Consider the following 17,990-nt stretch of genomic DNA (forward strand, 5'->3'; position numbering starts at 1 on the left):
TTATAAAAAACTTCTAAGCCCTATTAAAAGAAATATGAAGCCTATTAGAGGAACAGGTATCATACAAATGAGAAACACATTAAATTTTTTCCTTGCTTCATCAGTATTTTCTTCTTTTGTTACTTTTGCTTTTTTCATAACTATAAAAGGGAATATCAGTAATAATAATCCTCCAACTACTGCTAACAATATTTTCATCTTATATATTCCTTCCTTATCTTTAAATAAATATTAATCATGTATCGTACTATATTCCAATCCTAATGCACTTTTTCTTCTACAAATTCTTTTACTATCGCCTATTGATGTATTTTCATATTCACTGTTTGAAACAGTATATATTTCTCTTTTACCATTACAACTTACATATAACTCTCTATCTCTAGTTTTACCACTGCTAATCTTTTTGTCTGTTACAATTGCAATTTCATGAGTTGCCCCATCAAATGTAAATAAAAAATTTATTGGGAAGCTAATTGTAAATGCGATTATAAAAGCAGCAAATACAACTGAAAGTTTACGTCCAAATTTCTGTGGTACATCTGTTTTTAAAGATTTAATAATAAATGGCAGTGCAAGTAAAGCAGTAATAATTGCCGTAATCTTCATATAGTTTCCAAATTCATAATTAAAGAGTTTACTCGTATTCAGGGATAAAAGCATTGCTATTGCTGCACCCATAAATGGTAATTGATACGCCAGTTCTTGTCCTTTTTTTGTGGTGACTTCTATAAATATATATGGATAATGTTTTATATACACTGCATATGTAATCATCAAAACCATTATAAATATAACTAACATTGTTTTGCCACCAATAAAAAATGCTACCGCATCAGCAATTATTAGAATCCAACCTAAAGCTTTTAAAAATTGCTTTGTTTTTTTACGCTTTTCTTTTTCTATTGTTTTTGACATATTTTTGATAGTTGTATTCTCATTACATATAGATTTATAGAAATTCTTTTCTATCCAGTTTAAAGCAGGTACATACTTTGATACATCTTTGTTCTGTTCAACTAACTCACCAAAATCCACAAGATCTATTTCATGTTTTATAAGTGTATCATATAAAATATCATAATTTACATACACTTGCTCCAGAGTAACAAGTCTATTGTACATCTTATCAATTAATATGACATCTGTTCTACCATTTAATGGAATCATTAAAATACAACGAATATCATTATATTTTATATGCTGAGTTTTCTTAACCAGATAGCTAAATACAATTTCATCTTCATTTACTACAATTATTTGTTTCTTGTATGCCAAAATTAAAGCAATACCTAAAAATACAAAAGGCATAAAACATATCGCAACCCCCATATTTCCTGTAACAAATGTTACCAGTACGATTATTAAAAAAAGAACTGTTGTTACTATTCCTAAATTTTTTACAAATTTACTTAATCTAATGACATTATCCATAAACTCAATCTCCCTATATTATTCACATTTTTCATTTTTTACGTTCTAATTTCTTCTTATCCTTTTTTATTTCTGCAATCTTTACTTGCAGCCAGTCCACATTTCTATTTCGGGCAGAAATTTTAGCGATTTTTTTCTGATTTTTATATAAAATAAGAGCTTCTCCAAATAAATTCTTTTTTCTTTTCATCTGGGTAATATCCGTTAATCTTATTTTACAGTTCTTCCTTAAAAATCCATTTCTATATAGCCATCCATCCTTGACAATTGTTTTGTCCATTAAAAAATAGAAAAATATACCTCCCGGTACAAGAGAGAATAAAAGGAAAACAAAAGCTGTTTCTTTTGCATTGAATACAAGTATCACACTATTGTAAACCAAATATAAAAAGAAAATGCCTGGCAGAACATAGTGGCTTTCTTTTGGTCTTATGATGCACTTTTTATCTCTACAACTCAACCATGTTTCTTGTGAAATTTTATGCTTAGACAGACTATTTGCAAACAATGATGCGCTTATGTTTTCATCAAATTTGAATATTATTTTGTCCCCTGCATATATTTCCAATGTACCATTTTCTTTATGTACACTTCTTGTTATATCTGAAAATTTATAATATTTTTTTCCAAAAAACGACCGGTATTCAATTACATCATGATTTACCTTGACTCTCCACAGGAACAAATGCAGGGTACAGATTCCAGAAAAAGCAATCAATATTCCATACGCCACTATAACTGAAAAATCCGCCTGTCCGTCTATAAAACCATACAAAAGTAATCCTGAGAAAAATATAGTTCCAACCAAAAATAAAATTCCCAGCCATCCTTCTTCCTGGATGCTATAATTATTTTCATCTATATTCTTTTCATAAAAATATTCATTTTTCAACCTCCCATTTTTTGACAGCAAAATACTTTACCAGGTGAAAAACTCCTAAGATAGAACCCAAAGAACAAAAATAGGAACAAAGGCTTGCAATTCTAATCATGGCTGTATATTCAACGCTGCTACTAAGTACTTTTGCGACACCCATTCCAAGCAATACAAAACTAGTAATACACCATCCTCCAGCCAGCTTTTTGGAAGAAGATGGATTGTAGATATCTTTTTTAATCAAAGTTATTATAAGAAAAATGTATGCAGCGATTACCAGTATGTAAATGATAACGAGTATGGTTAGATACCTCTTATAATATTCTTCTTTCATAGTTGTCAGCATGAGGATAGTTGCTGCCCAACAGAACAAAATAGAAAACGTCAGACTTTGTATTCCAATGATCCAAAAAACCTTTTTCCCTGTCACTTCTGTTCTTGAAAAACTAAGAATCACGAATCCAAGATAAACAATAACTAAAAATACTTTTGAAAAAAACGGTGATGGAGCTGATTCAGATAAAAAGAAAAATAAAAATACTAGAAACAAGATTGCTCCATCTAATTTGTAGATTTCTTTCGGCTTAATCACATCTTCTATACCGTATAGTAAAAAACTTTTTGTTTGTTCATTAATCTTTTTCATTCTCGTTTTCCCCTATCATTTCTTTATTCTTCCTCTACGGATATTTCCACATTTGCATGAAGCACCTTTTCCAGATATAATAAAACAAGCCGTCGCCCTTCTTCACATTTTCCTATCTTAGAAATATTCCTATACAGCAGATATAATGGAAACATAAATAAAATCAGACATTCTGTTAAAATCAATAAATCTCCCTGAGAAAAAAAACAATGCAAATAAAATCACTATGAGCAGAAAAAATAGTGCAGCTTTTTTTATGTATGGCAAAAGCACAAACGTACCTTCCAGCATTACATCTCCCCCATAGCTTTTTATATGTGTCTGGAGCATTTCCCAGCCACCGCCTGTCATACTTCCTGCTGCATATCCGATACATAAGGTATTATCCTCTTCTTTGTAGGCTGCAAGTGCCATATCTCTATAAGCCTGGTTTGAAATACATAATGGTTTTGTAGTCTTCTTAATCTGTTCCAATAAATATTCTTTGGAATAAGGAAAATATATTTTATAATATTCTTGCATATGCTTTCCTTTCTCATAAAAAGGTTTTCTAAAGTTCAATACAATACAAATTTTTTACATTAGTTTCCATCATTTATAAGCTGAACCATTTCCATAGAGATATTGTATTCTTTGCAAAATCTGTTTATTGTCCAATTATTAAAGAGAAGAAAACTCTTCGTCACATAAATATTTGCTTTTGAATGATGTATTAAATTGAAAATACTTTTTATATCATAACAGTTAAAACTGTAGGCAGGAGACATTCCTATCTGCCCATTGCTTATATTGATATCATATCTTTTTTGTATAACACTTGGATATGCCAAATAAATTGTAATATTGCATATATATTTTTTCTTCCCATTTTCTTTTATGTATAGGTATGGTTCTCCCAGTCCAATATCATATATTCCTTTAGGTCTGGAGGATAGTGTAAAAACTAATGAATGGATATCCGCATACAAAATTTCTCGTTCCCTAAATCCATATGTTATTTTTTGATCGAATAGTTTATAAGTACGTTGTTTTATAAAGTAATAAAACAATAATAAAAAAATCACAAAAAGTATGGTAAAAATCAGTGCTTTTTGAAAACTCACTTTAAAATCAAAGGAAAACAAAAGTTCGGTTAAACAAAACGATATTGCTGAACAACTAATAATACTAACTATAATGTTGAACCAAGTATTAAATTTTCCATTTCCAAAGATATAATCATAACTTTTATTCTTCATTATAACCTCGTATATTTTTTAATATAGAAAAACTGCATCACAATATCGAACCAAAATATAAAAATCAATTTTATCTCTTTATCATAATTATATACATCAACTAACCACATTGTAAAGCAAAAAGCAAGCCATTTTCAGACTTGCTTTCCACCAGATTACTGCACCTTATTGCCAAATCATCTCCTTATTCAAAATTCCCTTTTCACACTCTTATATAGTATTTATTTGCTACCCATTCCATCTGTTTATCTGCCTTCAACTCTTCCTTAATCCCCTGTGTCTATTTCATTTGCTCTACAATTGACTATTATTCCAGCGATTATATAAAAACCATAACCAATACAAAATATGGAAACGGTGCTTCTAACTATACCGCTAAAGCCTTTCGCCATTATCCCGAAAATAGTACTCCAGCAGAGAAATAGCGCCAGCAGACATAAAAAACTCGAACCCCTTGTAAAATGGGCATCAGAAGTTTTCTACCCGTTATTCTTGTTCTATAATTCAAGTGAATCTTCTGAATCTATCCACATCTGTAAATTGCCATCGAGATATAATCTTGCATATTCTAAAGGCTCATCCACAGCCAATGAAGTAAGCGCACATTCTGATCCATATGTGGTTTTTAAATCTTTTTCAGCTCCCCAGCAATCAATGCGAAGCATATATCCAACACTTGTGTAAACATCAATACTATCGTGTTTTATGTTGTATTATGCATAAATTGTTCTCATCGTATCTTATCTCTATTTTCTTTTAATAATCAGTTATAGAGTTAAATATCGAAAACATTTCAATCAGTTCACCATGTCGTTATTGTTATACTGTGTTATGAAATTTTCTTTCCCTTATTTTTTCCCATATTAAGATTCATGAAAGCTAATGGGAGAATATAACACAAAGGAAAGAGTAAGGGAAAGCTCACTTGCTACAAACTTAGTATTTTCAAGGGTTTGCGAAGAATTTGATAATCAAATATAACAGTTATTAAATTTCCTAAAATAAGTGCAATATCAACTGGAATTTTACACAAAAAAACAGCCGCCATCATTCCGACAGCAGCTGCATTATATTGCTCTTCTATTTTACATCATCATAGGTATCAAGGAAATTATGCCGTACCCCATCCTGTTTATATCCGATAACAGTATTGAGGTTGACATTCTCCACACTTCGGAAAATATTATATTCAATAACCGGATCTTTCTGCGCAAGTTCATGGATCAGTTCTTTAATCTCAGCCCTCTTGGAACCTTTTTCTGTGCCGCCACAGGATGCACAGTGCTCTGTAAAACGGCATGCACACTGGATAAAATGCAGATCATTATAATTTGCCCAGTGAATGATATCTGCCTCGCGGATCAGATACAGCGGACGGATCAGTTCCATACCTTCAAAGTTTGTACTGTGAAGTTTCGGCATCATCGTCTGCACCTGCGCACCATAAAGCATTCCCATAAGAATGGTCTCGATCACATCATCATAATGATGACCAAGCGCAATCTTGTTACATCCAAGTTCTTTTGCCTTACTGTAAAGATATCCCCTTCTCATACGTGCGCAGAGATAACACGGAGACTGCTCCTCAGATGCTACAATATTAAAAATATCAGATTCAAACACTGTGATCGGCACATTTAGAATTTTGGCATTATCTTTGATTGTCTGATAATTGATCTCATTATACCCTGGGTTCATTACGAGAAAAACAACTTCGAAATTTTTCTTTCCATGACGGGAAAGCTCCTGAAAAAGCTTCGCCATCAACATGGAATCCTTACCACCGGAAATACAGACTGCAATCTTATCTCCATCCTGCACCAGTTCATATTCTCTGATTGCCTTAGTAAAGCGTCTCCAGATCGGTTTACGGAATTTCTTGATAATACTGCGTTCAATATCTTTGGTACGCTGCTCTGCTTCATTGTGATTTGCCATCAGTCTGCCAAGCTTGAGTTTCAGCCATGCGCGGTAACCGTTTTTGACACTGTAGATCTCGTATCCCTGTTCCTTCAGTTCTTCCGCGATTTCCTCGCTCTTCTGCCCGGTATAACAGAGCAGGTAGACCGGACAATCCTTACGGATCTCATTCATATGCTCTTCCAGCTCTTCCCAGTAAATATTGATCGCATCCGGATAAGTTTCTTTTTCAAAATCTGCTTTATCACGGATATCAATCACCTGTTTTTCCCTTGTATCCTGCTCTAATTCTTCAATCGTTCTAATACACATATCAATCTTCCTTTATATTTTTCAGACAAAGCCTGACATATCTTTATATACAGTAATCACTCCAGAAACTTTCCGAAACATGTGAACAGCTGTTTCTCACAAGAAGTTTTCCTGACAGTTCCATCCTCACAACACCACTGTGTCCGCCCTTCATACGGTCCAGAAGAAGATACAGTGCAAAACGTCCCATTTCTTCTTTCGGTAGTCCAACCGTCGTCAGCATTGGTTTCGTATACTGTGCTTCCTCAATATCATCACTTTCTATGATTGAGGGAATAAAATAAAGATTTCGGCACCGTCTCAGATATTTCAGCATACCCACCGCTGTAATATCATTCGCACAGTAAATTCCGGTCGGACAGTCTTCGGATTTCAGGAGCTTTTCCATTGCCTCAAAGCCTTCAATCTCGGTCTGGTTCGTCTCTATAACATATTCCGGTATCACATCCAGATTATGCTGCTTCAATGTATCCAGATATCCGGTATAACGATCCTCGTTTCTGCATCCACCCACATAGCCGATATTACGGTGTCCAAGCGAAATCAGATGCTCTACTGCCATTGCAGCGATTTTTTTGCCGTCACAAAGGACTTCATCCACTTCATAATTCGTAGAATTCCGGTTTACAGAAACTACGCTCCGGTATTTCTGATTCAGTTTTTTCAGGGCAAGTGGATTACAGCGCCCGATAATGATCAGACCATCCTTTTTTTCTTCTGTCTCAGTATACATGTCCTGAATGATCTGGTCAAGATTTTCTCTTCGGCATTTACGGTCATCTGAAAAGAACGGTTTATACCAAACCTTTGAAAGGATACAGTTCTGTTCATGAATTTCACTCTCTATAATGCGAAGAAGCTCTGTAAAAAAGGGATCCGTTCCGGACTCATCTGTCCTCGTCATCAGCACATGGATATGCCAGATTCTGCTTTCTTTTGCCTGTGTTCCTTTTTTGAGATTGCGGGCTGCCTCATTTGGAACATAATTCATCTCCATGGCAATAGACCGGACGTTTTCCCGCAGGCCCGGTACAGAACATCTGTAATCTGGTTTATTCAGGATACGGGAAACGGTAGATACCGACACTCCTGCTTTTTCTGCGATTTTTTTAATTGACATGTGTATTTCCTCTTTCTGCCAGACATACGCTGCGTATATAAAAATAACCGGAAGCCAAAGCGACAAAGCCGCCTGAAACCTCCGGTCATATTCAGATATAGTACATTTCCTGTTTTTCATAATGATCGGCATAATATCCGGTCATTTGTGCCAAAGTAAGATTTGACAGAATCTGATCAAGTTCCTGATTGACGGAATCCACCACCAGTTTCTGAATCGTATCGGAGATTCCTTTGTAACTGTTTTCCACCAGAACATCCTCATCTTCGAGATGATAGCTTCCCTCCAGGGCTTCTACCACGGATGCAACAGTGATCTCGTCAGCATCTTTTGCCAGATTGTATCCTCCCTGCGAGCCTTTGACACTTTTTACGATACCCGTCCTTCGAAACGAGGCAAATATGTGTTCCAGAAACTGTAAAGAAATGTCATTTCTCTCAGCAATGGTTTTCAGGGCTACCGGTGTGGTGGACGGCTGTGCTGCCAGATCCACCAACGCAGTGAGACCATATCTGGTTTTTTTACAGAATTTCAATTACTGAATTGCCTTGAAAGCTTCATCCAGATCCTGAATGATATCATCGATATTTTCCGTTCCGATAGAAAGACGGATAGTGTTCGGTTTGATACCCTGATCCAGAAGTTCTTCCTCTGTACACTGGCTGTGGGTGGTGGTTGCCGGATGGATAACCAGTGATTTAACATCAGCTACGTTTGCAAGCAGTGAAAACAGTTCCAGGTTGTCGATGAAATCTTTTGCTGTCTGTGCATCTCCCTTAATTTCGAATGTGAAGATAGATCCACCGCCATTCGGGAAGTATTTTGCATACAGTGCTTTCTGGCTCTCATCATCTGTTACAGACGGATGATGTACTTTTTCAACCTGCGGATGATTGTTGAGGTACTGAACAACTTTCAGTGCGTTCTCTACATGACGCTCTACACGAAGAGACAGTGTTTCAAGTCCCTGGAGGAAGATAAAGGAGCTTACAGGAGAGATTGTTGCACCTGTGTCACGAAGAAGGATCGCACGAATCTTTGTAACAAACGCTGCCGGTCCGCATGCTTTTGTGAAGCTGATTCCATGGTAGCTCGGATTTGGCTCTGTCAGGGACGGGAATTTACCGGAAGCTTCCCAGTCGAATTTACCGCCTTCTACGATCACACCACCGATAGTTGTTCCGTGTCCACCGATAAACTTGGTTGCTGAATGAACAACGATATCTGCACCGTACTCAATCGGTCTTACAAGGTAAGGTGTTGCAAATGTATTATCTACAACAAGCGGAATCTGATGTCTGTGTGCGATTTCTGCGCATGCTTCAACATCGACTACGTCGGAATTCGGGTTTCCAAGAGTCTCGATATAAAGTGCTTTTGTGTTGTCCTGAATTGCATTTTCTACTTCTTCAAGATTGAAGATATCAACAAATGTTGTTGTAATTCCGTATGCCGGAAGTGTATGCTCCAGAAGGTTTGTTGTTCCACCATAGATATTCTTTGCTGCTACGATGTGATCACCATTCTGTGCAAGGTTTTCGATTGTGTAAGTGATTGCTGCCGCACCGGAAGCTACTGCAAGTGCTGCGCTTCCTCCTTCAAGAGCTGCGATTCTCTTTTCGAATACATCTTCTGTCGGATTTGTCAGACGTCCGTAGATGTTACCTGCATCTGCAAGTCCGAAACGTGCAGCTGCATGGTCACAGTTACGGAATACATATGAAGATGTCTGATAGATTGGAACAGCTCTTGCATCAGTAACCGGATCCGGCTGTTCCTGCCCTACATGAAGCTGAAGTGTTTCGAATTTAAATTTTCTATTTTCTCTTGTAATTTTTTCACCCATGGATCTAATCCTCTTTTCTGTTTTTTATTTTTATTTATGGCCGCTATATATACATTATGAAATGCTTCGCAGCAGGATCACTCTGTAAACAGTGTTGTTGAATAATATCTGTCACCTGTGTCCGGAAGAAGAGCTACGATTGTTTTGCCTTTGTTTTCCGGACGTTTTGCCTGCTCGATTGCTGCATGGAGAGCCGCACCTGAAGAAATACCAACCAGAACGCCTTCTTTCTTTGCAAGAAGTTTCGCTGTTGTAAAGCATACTTCGTTATCGATCGGCATAATCTCATCATAAACCTGTGTATTCAGCACTTTCGGAACAAATCCTGCGCCGATACCCTGGATCTTATGCGGTCCGCCTTTTCCTTCGGAAAGTACCGGAGACGTTGCAGGCTCAACTGCTACAACCTTGACATTCGGATTTTTTTCTTTCAGGTATTCACCGGTTCCGGTAAGTGTTCCTCCTGTACCAACACCTGCGATAAAGATATCGACTTTACCGTCTGTGTCATTCCAGATTTCAGGGCCTGTGGTAGCTTTATGTGCAGCCGGATTTGCAGGGTTTACAAACTGTCCGGGAATGAAGCTGTTCGGAATTTCTTTTGCAAGCTCATCTGCTTTTGCGATGGCACCTTTCATTCCTTTGGCACCTTCTGTAAGAACCAGTTCTGCACCATATGCTTTCAGGATATTTCTACGTTCAATACTCATCGTCTCAGGCATTGTAAGAATGATTCTGTATCCCTTTGCTGCAGCGATGGATGCAAGTCCGATACCTGTATTTCCGGAAGTTGGCTCGATGATCACAGAACCTTCTTTCAGTAGTCCCTTTGCTTCTGCATCTTCGATCATGGCCTTTGCGATTCTGTCCTTAACACTTCCTGCCGGATTGAAGTACTCAAGCTTTACAAGTACTGTTGCTTCCAGTCCAAGTTCTTTCTCTATATTTGTTACTTCTACCAGTGGAGTGTTGCCGATCAGCCCCATGGTTCCCTTATAAATGTTTGCCATAATAGTTACCACCTTTCTCTTTATGATCATTTCGTTTGTTTTTATTAACATACCTCTTTGATATGTTTAGTATGTTATTCTTTTTTATCTAAAATGTCAATAGGTTTTTGGAAAAAAATTGAACTTTTTTCGGTGCTATAGTATAATCCTGTTTACGCGAAAATTTATTTTAGGAGAATACGTTTATTATGGAACACCAATCCCAAAAAGCAATTCTGGTTGTCAGCTTCGGCACCAGTTATGAAGCTTCACGAAAAGCAACGATAGAAATAATCGAACAGGATATTGCAGATGCATTTCCTGATTACAGAATCTATCATGCATGGACCAGCAAATTTATCATCTCTGTTCTGAAAAAAAGAGACGGTATTTCCATTCCTACTGTGTGTGAAGCAATAGAACAGATGATTCATGATGGCATTCGGATACTCATCGTTCAGCCCACGCATATTCTGGATGGCATCGAAAACAATGTTATGAAAGAGACCGTTCTTTCTTATAAAGATTTTTTTGATCAGATTGTTTTCGGTGCTCCTCTTCTTGCCGCTTCAGATGACGAAACACATGCCATTGCAGCCGTAACTTCTGAATTTAAAAACTTAAAAGCAACTGATGCTCTCGTCCTCATGGGACATGGCACCACTCATCAGATAAATACTGCTTATTCAGAACTTAACCGGCATTTCAAATCACTTGGACATTCCAATGTCTTTATCGGAACTGTCGAGGCCGATCCGACTATTCAGGATCTTGTGCAGGAAGTAACTGAATTTCACCCTACTGCCATTTATCTGACACCGTTTATGATCGTTGCCGGTGATCATGCACATCATGATATGGCAGGAGATTCCCCGGATTCATGGGTCGGACAGTTCCACGCTGCCGGCTTTGAAGTCTGTCCCGTTATAAAAGGACTCGGCGAATATGCCGGTATACGTGCCATTTTTATAGAGCATATAAAAAAGGCAATCTCAATGCTTCATTAATTATCATTCTCATTACAAAAAAAGGTCCGGACTCCGAAACACAATCTCGGAAAATCCAGACCTTTTTCTTATTTGATTCAATTTCAGATATCCTGCCGACTCTTTTTGCAGATCTGTATTCCCGCCAGAAGCAGAATCGGAAATACGATTGCAGCAAAAATTCCCATTCGCAGATTATTTCCAAGATTACTTGAAACAAATCCTGCCAGTGTCGGACCTCCGGAGCATCCAAGATCCCCCGCCAGCGCAAGCAGTGCAAACATTGCTGTACCGCCGCCCCGTATCGATGCCGATGCAATACTGAATGTACCCGGCCACATGATTCCCACAGAAAATCCACAGATGGCACAGCCCAACAGGCTGAGCAGCGGATTCGGTACAAAAGAAATACAAAGATAAGAAATCACACAAAGTATACTACTGTATGTCATGAATCTCTTCAAATCAATTTTTTCACCGTATTTACCATAAAGAAGCCTTGCAAGCCCCATCAGAAAAGCAAATGCCATCGGACCTGCGAGATCTCCCACCGTTTTACTTACTTTCAGGCCCTCTTCCGCAAAGGTAGATGCCCACTGGCTGACAGCCTGTTCACTGGCCCCTGCACAGGTCATCATCAGCATTACCAGCCAGAAAATCTTTTTACCAAAAAGCTCACGGATTGTAAGCCCTTTCTCCCCCTCTTCATGCAGCGAATAGATTGGTGAAAACAGAAAGACGATTCCATTCAACACCGGAATAACTGCCCAGATACGTGCAAGGATCTTCCAGTTTTCAATTCCCATCGTACTGAAGAAAATAGTTGAAATCAGTACTACTCCGACATGTCCCCAACAATAAAACGAATGCAGAAGGCTCATTGCTTTTTCTTTATTATCTGTCGGACATGCCTCAATGATCGGACTGATCAGTACTTCAAGCAAGCCTCCACCTACTGCATAAACGGCAACAGCAATCAGGATTCCGACAAAAGGATCTGCTGTAAGCTCCGGAAGCAATGTCAATGCCAAAAGGCCGACTGCTGAACAAATATGCGCGATCGTCACCGATGCTTTGTATCCGATTCGGTCTACAAATCCCGCAGACAAAAGATCAATCAGAAGCTGGATTATAAAGTTGATTGTTATCAGAAGTGTAATCTTTGACAGCGGAATCTGGTATGTCTTCTGAAACGTTACAAATAGTAATGGTACAAAGTTATTGACGATTGCCTGCACAATATATCCTACAAAACAGGCATACATCGTTCTTTTATAAGATGTTTTCATTATTTTTCCCTTTGTCTTAAATTTCTTTCTGTTATAACATCTGCATCCTGACTTCCGACATCAGCTGTTCTACCAGCACCCTGTCCGGCGGCTTTGTGCCGACAGTTGTCACAGCACCTGCTGACACAGCCATACAAAGTCTTACCATTTCTTTTTCCGAAAGCTTTCTGTCATGGGCATATGCAAGTGCAGCCACCATCGCATCTCCCGCACCGACTGTGGAATGTGCTTTTACTGGCAGCGCAGGGCAGTTTATCTTATAGTTTTCTCCTGCAAAAACAGCTCCGTCTTTTCCCATGGAAACTGCCACCGTCTGTATTCCTTTTTGACAGAGACTTTCTGCAAGTTCCATTAATTCAGCTACAGAAAGCTTATGATCCAGACCTGCATATTCTTCAAGCTCTGTCTGATTTGGCTTGATGATATCCGGAACTGCCTTTAATGCCAGACGGAACAATTCTCCATCCGCATCCAAAAGGACTTTGCCTCCCTTTTTATGGACACATTCTGCAATCTCTGCATAGACAGTTTTTCTTACTCCACCGGGAACACTTCCTGCAAGAACGACCAGTGTCTCATTGTCTGTATACGTACAGATTTTCTGAATCAGTGCTTCTGTCTGATCATCCGTAATTGCAGGTCCTGGTTCATTGAGCTCAGTCACACCTCCGACACAGTCAAAAATTTTTGTGTTAGTTCTCGTATCTCCATCCACATAGATAAAATCATGACGGATATTCCGGTCATTTAATACATTTTCGATTGTCTTGCCGGTGTTTCCTCCAAGGAACCCCATAGCAAGACTTTCCCCTCCAAGCGCATGGATCGTTTTGGAAACATTAATTCCCTTGCCGCCGGCATCATACTCGATCCTCCGGATACGGTTCAGAGCGTATGGCTGAAATTTGTCAACCTCCACCGTCTTGTCGATTGCCGGATTCATGGTTACTGTTATGATCATTTTTTACTCCTGTAACTTTTAGCAGCGATTTCTTTTGTTTACGAAATAATTAAGGATTCCGCCCCCGACAATGATCACCATTGCCACTGCTACGACACGTTTGGCCGCCTCCTGCGGAAGCTGACTCTTAGATCCGATAGAATCTGAATAAAAAGTCAGATTATAATTGATCTCATGTGGTGCTCCCATTGCAGTGGTATCTGCGATTACAGGCATTGCCTCATCCATGGAAATCACCGGAATTTCAAAGACGGAATTCATTCCTTCTTCGTTTGTCGGAAGATATTTCTCTCCATCCACGATCATGTAATCATAATTGGAACTGCTCCACTGAATCTGGGCATATGTCTTGCCGTCTTCTACAGTAAGAATCGTCGGGGAAGTTACACTTGCCTTACCGCTTCCACCTTCAAGTTCTACCTGTATGGAATATTCCCCGTCCTCTTTATTGATTGACATTCCGTCCGCCTGACAGACACCGGAAAAAGCTACAATCCCTGTAAATGCCGCTGCAAGCAGCCAGATAAATTTTTTCTTCATAATTTATTACTCCGTTTTCTCATTTTCTCACCTAATATAACACAGCAAATCTCACATTGCAAACACAATGCACTTCTAGTATAATAAAAAGAATGTGATTTAATGTTAATATTATCAGGAGGATTTTTATAATGAAAGGAACTTTATTTGGAGTTGGCGTCGGACCTGGAGACCCGGAATTAATGACACTGAAAGCAGTACGTATGATCCGTGAAAACGAGGTTATTGCAGTACCGGGTGCTGATGTCAGAGAAACCGTTGCTTATAAAATTGCTGTTCAGGCAGTACCGGAGCTTGCAGATAAGGAACTTCTTCCAATCTACATGCCGATGACCCATGATGCCGATGAATTGGAACGCAATCATGCAAAAGGAGCCAAAACTCTTGAATCTTATCTGGATCAGGGAAAAAATATTGTTTTCCTGACTCTTGGTGATCCATGTGTTTATTCTACATTTTCTTATCTGCAGCATCGTGTGGAAGCAGACGGATATCATACAGAACTTGTCAGCGGAATCACTTCTTTCTGTGCAGCCGCAGCTCGTCTGAATATTTCTCTGTCCGAATGGAACGAACAACTTCATATCATCCCTGCCGTTCACCGTCTGGACAATGAACTGACAGAATCCGGTAATTATATTCTGATGAAATCCGGCAAAAAAATGAATCAGGTAAAGGAAATCCTGTCCCGAAGCGGTAAGGATGTTCTGATGGTTGAAAACTGTGGTATGCCGAATGAGCATATTTATCACAGCGTAGAAGAAATCCCAGATGATGCCGGATACTATTCTCTGATCATTGCAAAGGAGCACAAATGATCGAAACCAAAAATCTGACAAAAACTTTTGACAATTTCACGGCCGTAGATTCTCTGGATCTGAAAATTGAGACCGGAGAGTTTTTCGGTCTTCTCGGTCCCAACGGTGCCGGTAAAACAACAACGATCAGTCTTCTCTCAACCCTCCTGCTTCCTACAAAGGGCGAGATTCTGATCGATGGTCAGAAACTTACCCGAAACCGTCCGGATCTAAAACGCAAGATCAGTGTGATCACGCAGGAATATTCCATGCGTCAGGATATGAATATGGACGAGATCATGGAATACCAGGGCCGTCTATATTTTATGTCTCGTAAGGAGATCAAACGACGCACGGAAGAACTTCTGGAATTCTGTGATCTGATCAAATTCCGCAAACGTACTGTGCGCAAACTTTCCGGTGGTATGAAACGTAAGTTGATGGTCTGTCGTGCACTTCTGACAGATCCGGAAATTTTACTTCTTGATGAACCGACTGCCGGCATGGATGCATTGTCCCGTCGTCAGATGTGGAATCTTCTCCGCAAGCTTAACGGCAAAAATCTGACTATCCTGCTCACAACACATTATATGGAAGAAGCGCAGAATCTCTGCAGCCGTGTAGCACTGATGGATCATGGCCGGCTTGAAGAAGTAAGCACACCATCTGCCCTGATAAACAGTCTTGGTAATTATACTGTAGATGAATTCTCAGGTGATGAGACAAAAAGTCACTATTTCCACACCCGTGAAGAAGCGATTGCCTATCTCTCAGGTCTTTCCGGTCAGGCTTCCTTACGTGAAACAACGCTGGAGGATGTTTTTGTCGAACGTGCCGGCAGACATCTGATGCCATCATAAGGGGGACTGAGTATGGGAATTATTACGATTTTATGGGAAAAATGGGTGGAATTCCGAAGAGATTTTTATAAAATCACTCTGGCCGCGATGATCGCACCTCTGATGTATCTTGTTGTATTCGGAATGGGTATCCAGACGATATCGCACGGAGAACCATATCTTAACTTTCTGATCCCGGGTGTCGTCTCACTGACAACTATGAACGGAAGTTTTAATGCAATCGCACAGAATCTGAATGTACAGCGTCTTTATGAGAAGGCATTTGACCAGGTTATGATCTCACCGACACCTCTGTGGCAGTTTATCGCAGGACAGATCATCGGTGGTAGTCTCCGTGGTTTTTATGCCGGCGGAGTGATCCTGATTCTGACAATACCGATCGATACGGGTCTGATTTTTAATGGATGGTCTTTTCTGATCATGTTTTTGAATGGTGCTGTCTTTTCTGCAATCGGTGTTGTGGTTTCTTTCCTTGCAAAGAACCATGCGGATGTACCACGGTTTTCCAACTACATTATTATGCCGATGGCATATCTCTGTAATACATTTTTTTCTACGGAAAAACTGCCGGGGATTCTTGGAAAGTTTGTGTCTGCGCTTCCACTATCTCAGACCAGTCATATGATCCGAAGCATTTCCGCAGGGGAAGGCTTTCAGATGACGGGGATTGCCGTGCTGGGGGCGTACCTTATTGTATTCACAGCAATTGCGTCGTGGTTTATCTATAAAAAGAAGAATCTGTAAGGGTATTATTTACGAAAAGGCTACATGTATCTGTTCTGCCACAGGCTTCAGAGTTTTTGGCAGTAGACTGTTCACGCAGTCATTCAGAAGAAAGAACAGGTTCTGTGCCAAAGCTGCGTTTTCTACTCAGAACATGCGCCTATTTGCTGCCAGTCGCCCAAACTCGCCTGTGGCTCAAACAGTGGGCTTGATGGCAGCAGCTGGCATGTTCTTCGCTACAAAATCCTCGCTGACGGCATAGAACCTGTTCTTTCTCTGAGTCTACTGCTGAATTTAGCTACTTCCATAACAGCAGTCAGCCAGGAAAGACACATGCAACCTTTTCTGTGCATTATACCTTACAAGGATTCCGGTAGCCGCAGGCGCAGTAGACTCGCTCCGAGCGGCAACACCCTCGCTGGTTTGAATTTGCGGCTGATTTGTTGTCTGTTGAAAAAACAGGAAAGCTTCACACGATCTGTGAGATCGTACGAAGCTTTCCGTCATTTCAACAACGTCTAAAATCAGCGGGCTAACTCATACAAATACTTCTCAAAACAAATTCCTTCATTGCGGTCTGTCTCTTCTTCAACCGCATCGCGTATCCCTTTCGCAAGAAAATTTACTGCTTTTCGGACAGATTCTACTGTATCCGTTCCTTTCACCATTCCGGCACTTAAAACCGACGCAAACAGATCTCCCGTTCCGGAGTAACTGCCCCCGACTTTCTGTGCAGTTACCCATTGAACAGAATCTCCGGCACAGATCAGATTTCCTATCTCCTGCACTCCGGATTTCACCGGAAAATCAATCCCGGTAATCACCACTTCTGTCTCATACTCCATTGCAAGCTTATTCCCGGTCTCTTCCACAAACCCCTTTAACTCTTTTTCCGCGAGATTACTGAGCTTGCTCCAGATTTTATGCGCACGTTCCCTGCCGTGAAGCAACAACAGTGCTTCTGTCAGATTCGGTGTGATCACAGCTGCCCGTTTCGCCAGAAAACGCATTTTTTCACAAAGTGCTTCCGTGTAGATCGAATATTCCTCTCCGTCATCTCCCATTACAGGATCGACGAGAATCTTTACATTCTCTCCGCCAAACTGTTCTATAAACGAAACAACCTTATCTGCCTGTGCCGCATCCGCAAGAAATCCCGTATAGATTCCATCCGGCTGAAAATCAAGTTTCTTCCATTCATCCATAAATTTATCCATACGTTCTGTATAATCATCACAGAAATAAGATGGAAAACCCGTCTGGCAGCTAAGTACTGCTGTCGGCAGCGGACATGCCTGAATTCCCATTACAGAGATCACCGGAATTGCCGCTGTAAGAGAACATTTCCCCAGTCCTGAAAGATCATTTAATACTGCAATTTTTTTCAATCTGAATTCTCCTTATCTTGCATTTCCTCATATTCTGGTTTAGAATAGCACCTAAGTGTATTTA

The 17,990-nt window shown here is 39.5% G+C and carries 20 protein-coding genes; 4 read left to right on the plus strand and 16 right to left on the minus strand.

The window, feature by feature from the left end; all coding sequences use genetic code 11:
- The 12 genes from H8Z79_RS05815 to cysK all read right to left on the minus strand — a co-directional run bounded on the left by H8Z79_RS05815 (nucleotide 1) and on the right by cysK (nucleotide 10,403).
- The gene (locus tag H8Z79_RS05815; RefSeq protein WP_005334773.1) at nucleotides 1-198 is read right to left on the minus strand and encodes a hypothetical protein; all 198 of its coding nucleotides are present in this window, start codon (nucleotides 196-198) and stop codon (nucleotides 1-3) included.
- 33 nt (nucleotides 199-231) lie between these two features.
- Nucleotides 232-1,434: a hypothetical protein gene (locus H8Z79_RS05820; protein ID WP_118039645.1), complete on the minus strand. Its 1,203-nt coding sequence runs from the start codon at nucleotides 1,432-1,434 to the stop codon at nucleotides 232-234.
- A 31-nt stretch (nucleotides 1,435-1,465) separates the two neighbouring features.
- The gene (locus H8Z79_RS16835; RefSeq protein ID WP_019161962.1) at nucleotides 1,466-2,326 is read right to left on the minus strand and encodes a DUF6560 family protein; all 861 of its coding nucleotides are present in this window, start codon (nucleotides 2,324-2,326) and stop codon (nucleotides 1,466-1,468) included.
- Nucleotides 2,316-2,957, minus strand: a complete 642-nt coding sequence (locus H8Z79_RS16840) for a hypothetical protein (RefSeq protein WP_029471593.1) — start codon at nucleotides 2,955-2,957, stop codon at nucleotides 2,316-2,318. Before H8Z79_RS16840 ends, H8Z79_RS16835 begins: the two co-directional genes overlap by 11 nt.
- Before the next feature lie 129 nt (nucleotides 2,958-3,086).
- Entirely contained in the window at nucleotides 3,087-3,479 is a 393-nt protein-coding gene (locus H8Z79_RS05840; RefSeq protein WP_015542522.1) for a hypothetical protein, read from the minus strand.
- A gap of 59 nt (nucleotides 3,480-3,538) precedes the next feature.
- Nucleotides 3,539-4,195, minus strand: a complete 657-nt coding sequence (locus tag H8Z79_RS05845; RefSeq protein WP_008373699.1) for a hypothetical protein — start codon at nucleotides 4,193-4,195, stop codon at nucleotides 3,539-3,541.
- A 497-nt stretch (nucleotides 4,196-4,692) separates the two neighbouring features.
- Entirely contained in the window at nucleotides 4,693-4,902 is a 210-nt protein-coding gene (locus tag H8Z79_RS05850) for a DUF6061 family protein (protein WP_176815408.1), read from the minus strand.
- 373 nt (nucleotides 4,903-5,275) lie between these two features.
- Entirely contained in the window at nucleotides 5,276-6,427 is a 1,152-nt protein-coding gene (locus tag H8Z79_RS05855; protein ID WP_015542521.1) for an ATP-binding protein, read from the minus strand.
- Between the two features lie 43 nt (nucleotides 6,428-6,470).
- Nucleotides 6,471-7,547: a LacI family DNA-binding transcriptional regulator gene (locus H8Z79_RS05860; RefSeq protein ID WP_015542520.1), complete on the minus strand. Its 1,077-nt coding sequence runs from the start codon at nucleotides 7,545-7,547 to the stop codon at nucleotides 6,471-6,473.
- A gap of 91 nt (nucleotides 7,548-7,638) precedes the next feature.
- On the minus strand, nucleotides 7,639-8,082 hold the full coding sequence (locus tag H8Z79_RS05865) for an RrF2 family transcriptional regulator (RefSeq protein ID WP_118039644.1): 444 nt from the start codon (nucleotides 8,080-8,082) through the stop codon (nucleotides 7,639-7,641).
- On the minus strand, nucleotides 8,083-9,393 hold the full coding sequence (locus H8Z79_RS05870) for an O-acetylhomoserine aminocarboxypropyltransferase/cysteine synthase family protein (RefSeq protein ID WP_015542519.1): 1,311 nt from the start codon (nucleotides 9,391-9,393) through the stop codon (nucleotides 8,083-8,085). It lies immediately after the preceding gene.
- A 77-nt stretch (nucleotides 9,394-9,470) separates the two neighbouring features.
- On the minus strand, nucleotides 9,471-10,403 hold the full coding sequence (cysK, locus tag H8Z79_RS05875) for a cysteine synthase A (protein ID WP_015542518.1): 933 nt from the start codon (nucleotides 10,401-10,403) through the stop codon (nucleotides 9,471-9,473).
- A gap of 188 nt (nucleotides 10,404-10,591) precedes the next feature.
- Here cysK and H8Z79_RS05880 point away from each other — a divergent pair, with 188 nt between their 5' ends.
- A complete protein-coding gene (locus H8Z79_RS05880; RefSeq protein ID WP_118039643.1) occupies nucleotides 10,592-11,389 on the plus strand; it encodes a sirohydrochlorin cobaltochelatase in 798 nt (265 codons plus the stop codon).
- 83 nt (nucleotides 11,390-11,472) lie between these two features.
- Here the strand turns inward: H8Z79_RS05880 and H8Z79_RS05885 are convergent, their stop codons facing one another.
- The 3 genes from H8Z79_RS05885 to H8Z79_RS05895 are packed head-to-tail and all read right to left on the minus strand — an operon-like array spanning nucleotide 11,473 to nucleotide 14,158.
- A complete protein-coding gene (locus H8Z79_RS05885; RefSeq protein WP_187002741.1) occupies nucleotides 11,473-12,657 on the minus strand; it encodes an MFS transporter in 1,185 nt (394 codons plus the stop codon).
- 31 nt (nucleotides 12,658-12,688) lie between these two features.
- Nucleotides 12,689-13,618, minus strand: coding sequence for a 1-phosphofructokinase (pfkB, locus tag H8Z79_RS05890; protein WP_118040536.1), 930 nt, complete (start codon nucleotides 13,616-13,618; stop codon nucleotides 12,689-12,691).
- Nucleotides 13,619-13,636: 18 nt separating this feature from the next.
- Entirely contained in the window at nucleotides 13,637-14,158 is a 522-nt protein-coding gene (locus H8Z79_RS05895; protein ID WP_118040538.1) for a hypothetical protein, read from the minus strand.
- A 131-nt stretch (nucleotides 14,159-14,289) separates the two neighbouring features.
- On the opposite strand from H8Z79_RS05895, the gene cobI reads away from it, so the two are divergent.
- The 3 genes from cobI to H8Z79_RS05910 are packed head-to-tail and all read left to right on the plus strand — an operon-like array spanning nucleotide 14,290 to nucleotide 16,559.
- Entirely contained in the window at nucleotides 14,290-14,976 is a 687-nt protein-coding gene (gene cobI / locus H8Z79_RS05900; protein WP_118040539.1) for a precorrin-2 C(20)-methyltransferase, read from the plus strand.
- Entirely contained in the window at nucleotides 14,973-15,815 is an 843-nt protein-coding gene (locus H8Z79_RS05905) for an ABC transporter ATP-binding protein (protein WP_118040541.1), read from the plus strand. The genes cobI and H8Z79_RS05905 overlap by 4 nt, the downstream gene beginning before the upstream one ends.
- Nucleotides 15,816-15,827: 12 nt before the next feature.
- Nucleotides 15,828-16,559: an ABC transporter permease gene (locus H8Z79_RS05910; protein ID WP_118040543.1), complete on the plus strand. Its 732-nt coding sequence runs from the start codon at nucleotides 15,828-15,830 to the stop codon at nucleotides 16,557-16,559.
- A 503-nt stretch (nucleotides 16,560-17,062) separates the two neighbouring features.
- Here H8Z79_RS05910 and H8Z79_RS05915 read toward each other — a convergent pair.
- Nucleotides 17,063-17,926, minus strand: coding sequence for a pyridoxamine kinase (locus tag H8Z79_RS05915; RefSeq protein WP_118040545.1), 864 nt, complete (start codon nucleotides 17,924-17,926; stop codon nucleotides 17,063-17,065).
- Nucleotides 17,927-17,990: the final 64 nt, after the last annotated feature.

It is taken from the genome of Blautia intestinalis (assembly GCF_014297355.1).
GTDB classification, from domain to species: Bacteria; Bacillota; Clostridia; order Lachnospirales; family Lachnospiraceae; genus Blautia_A; species Blautia_A intestinalis.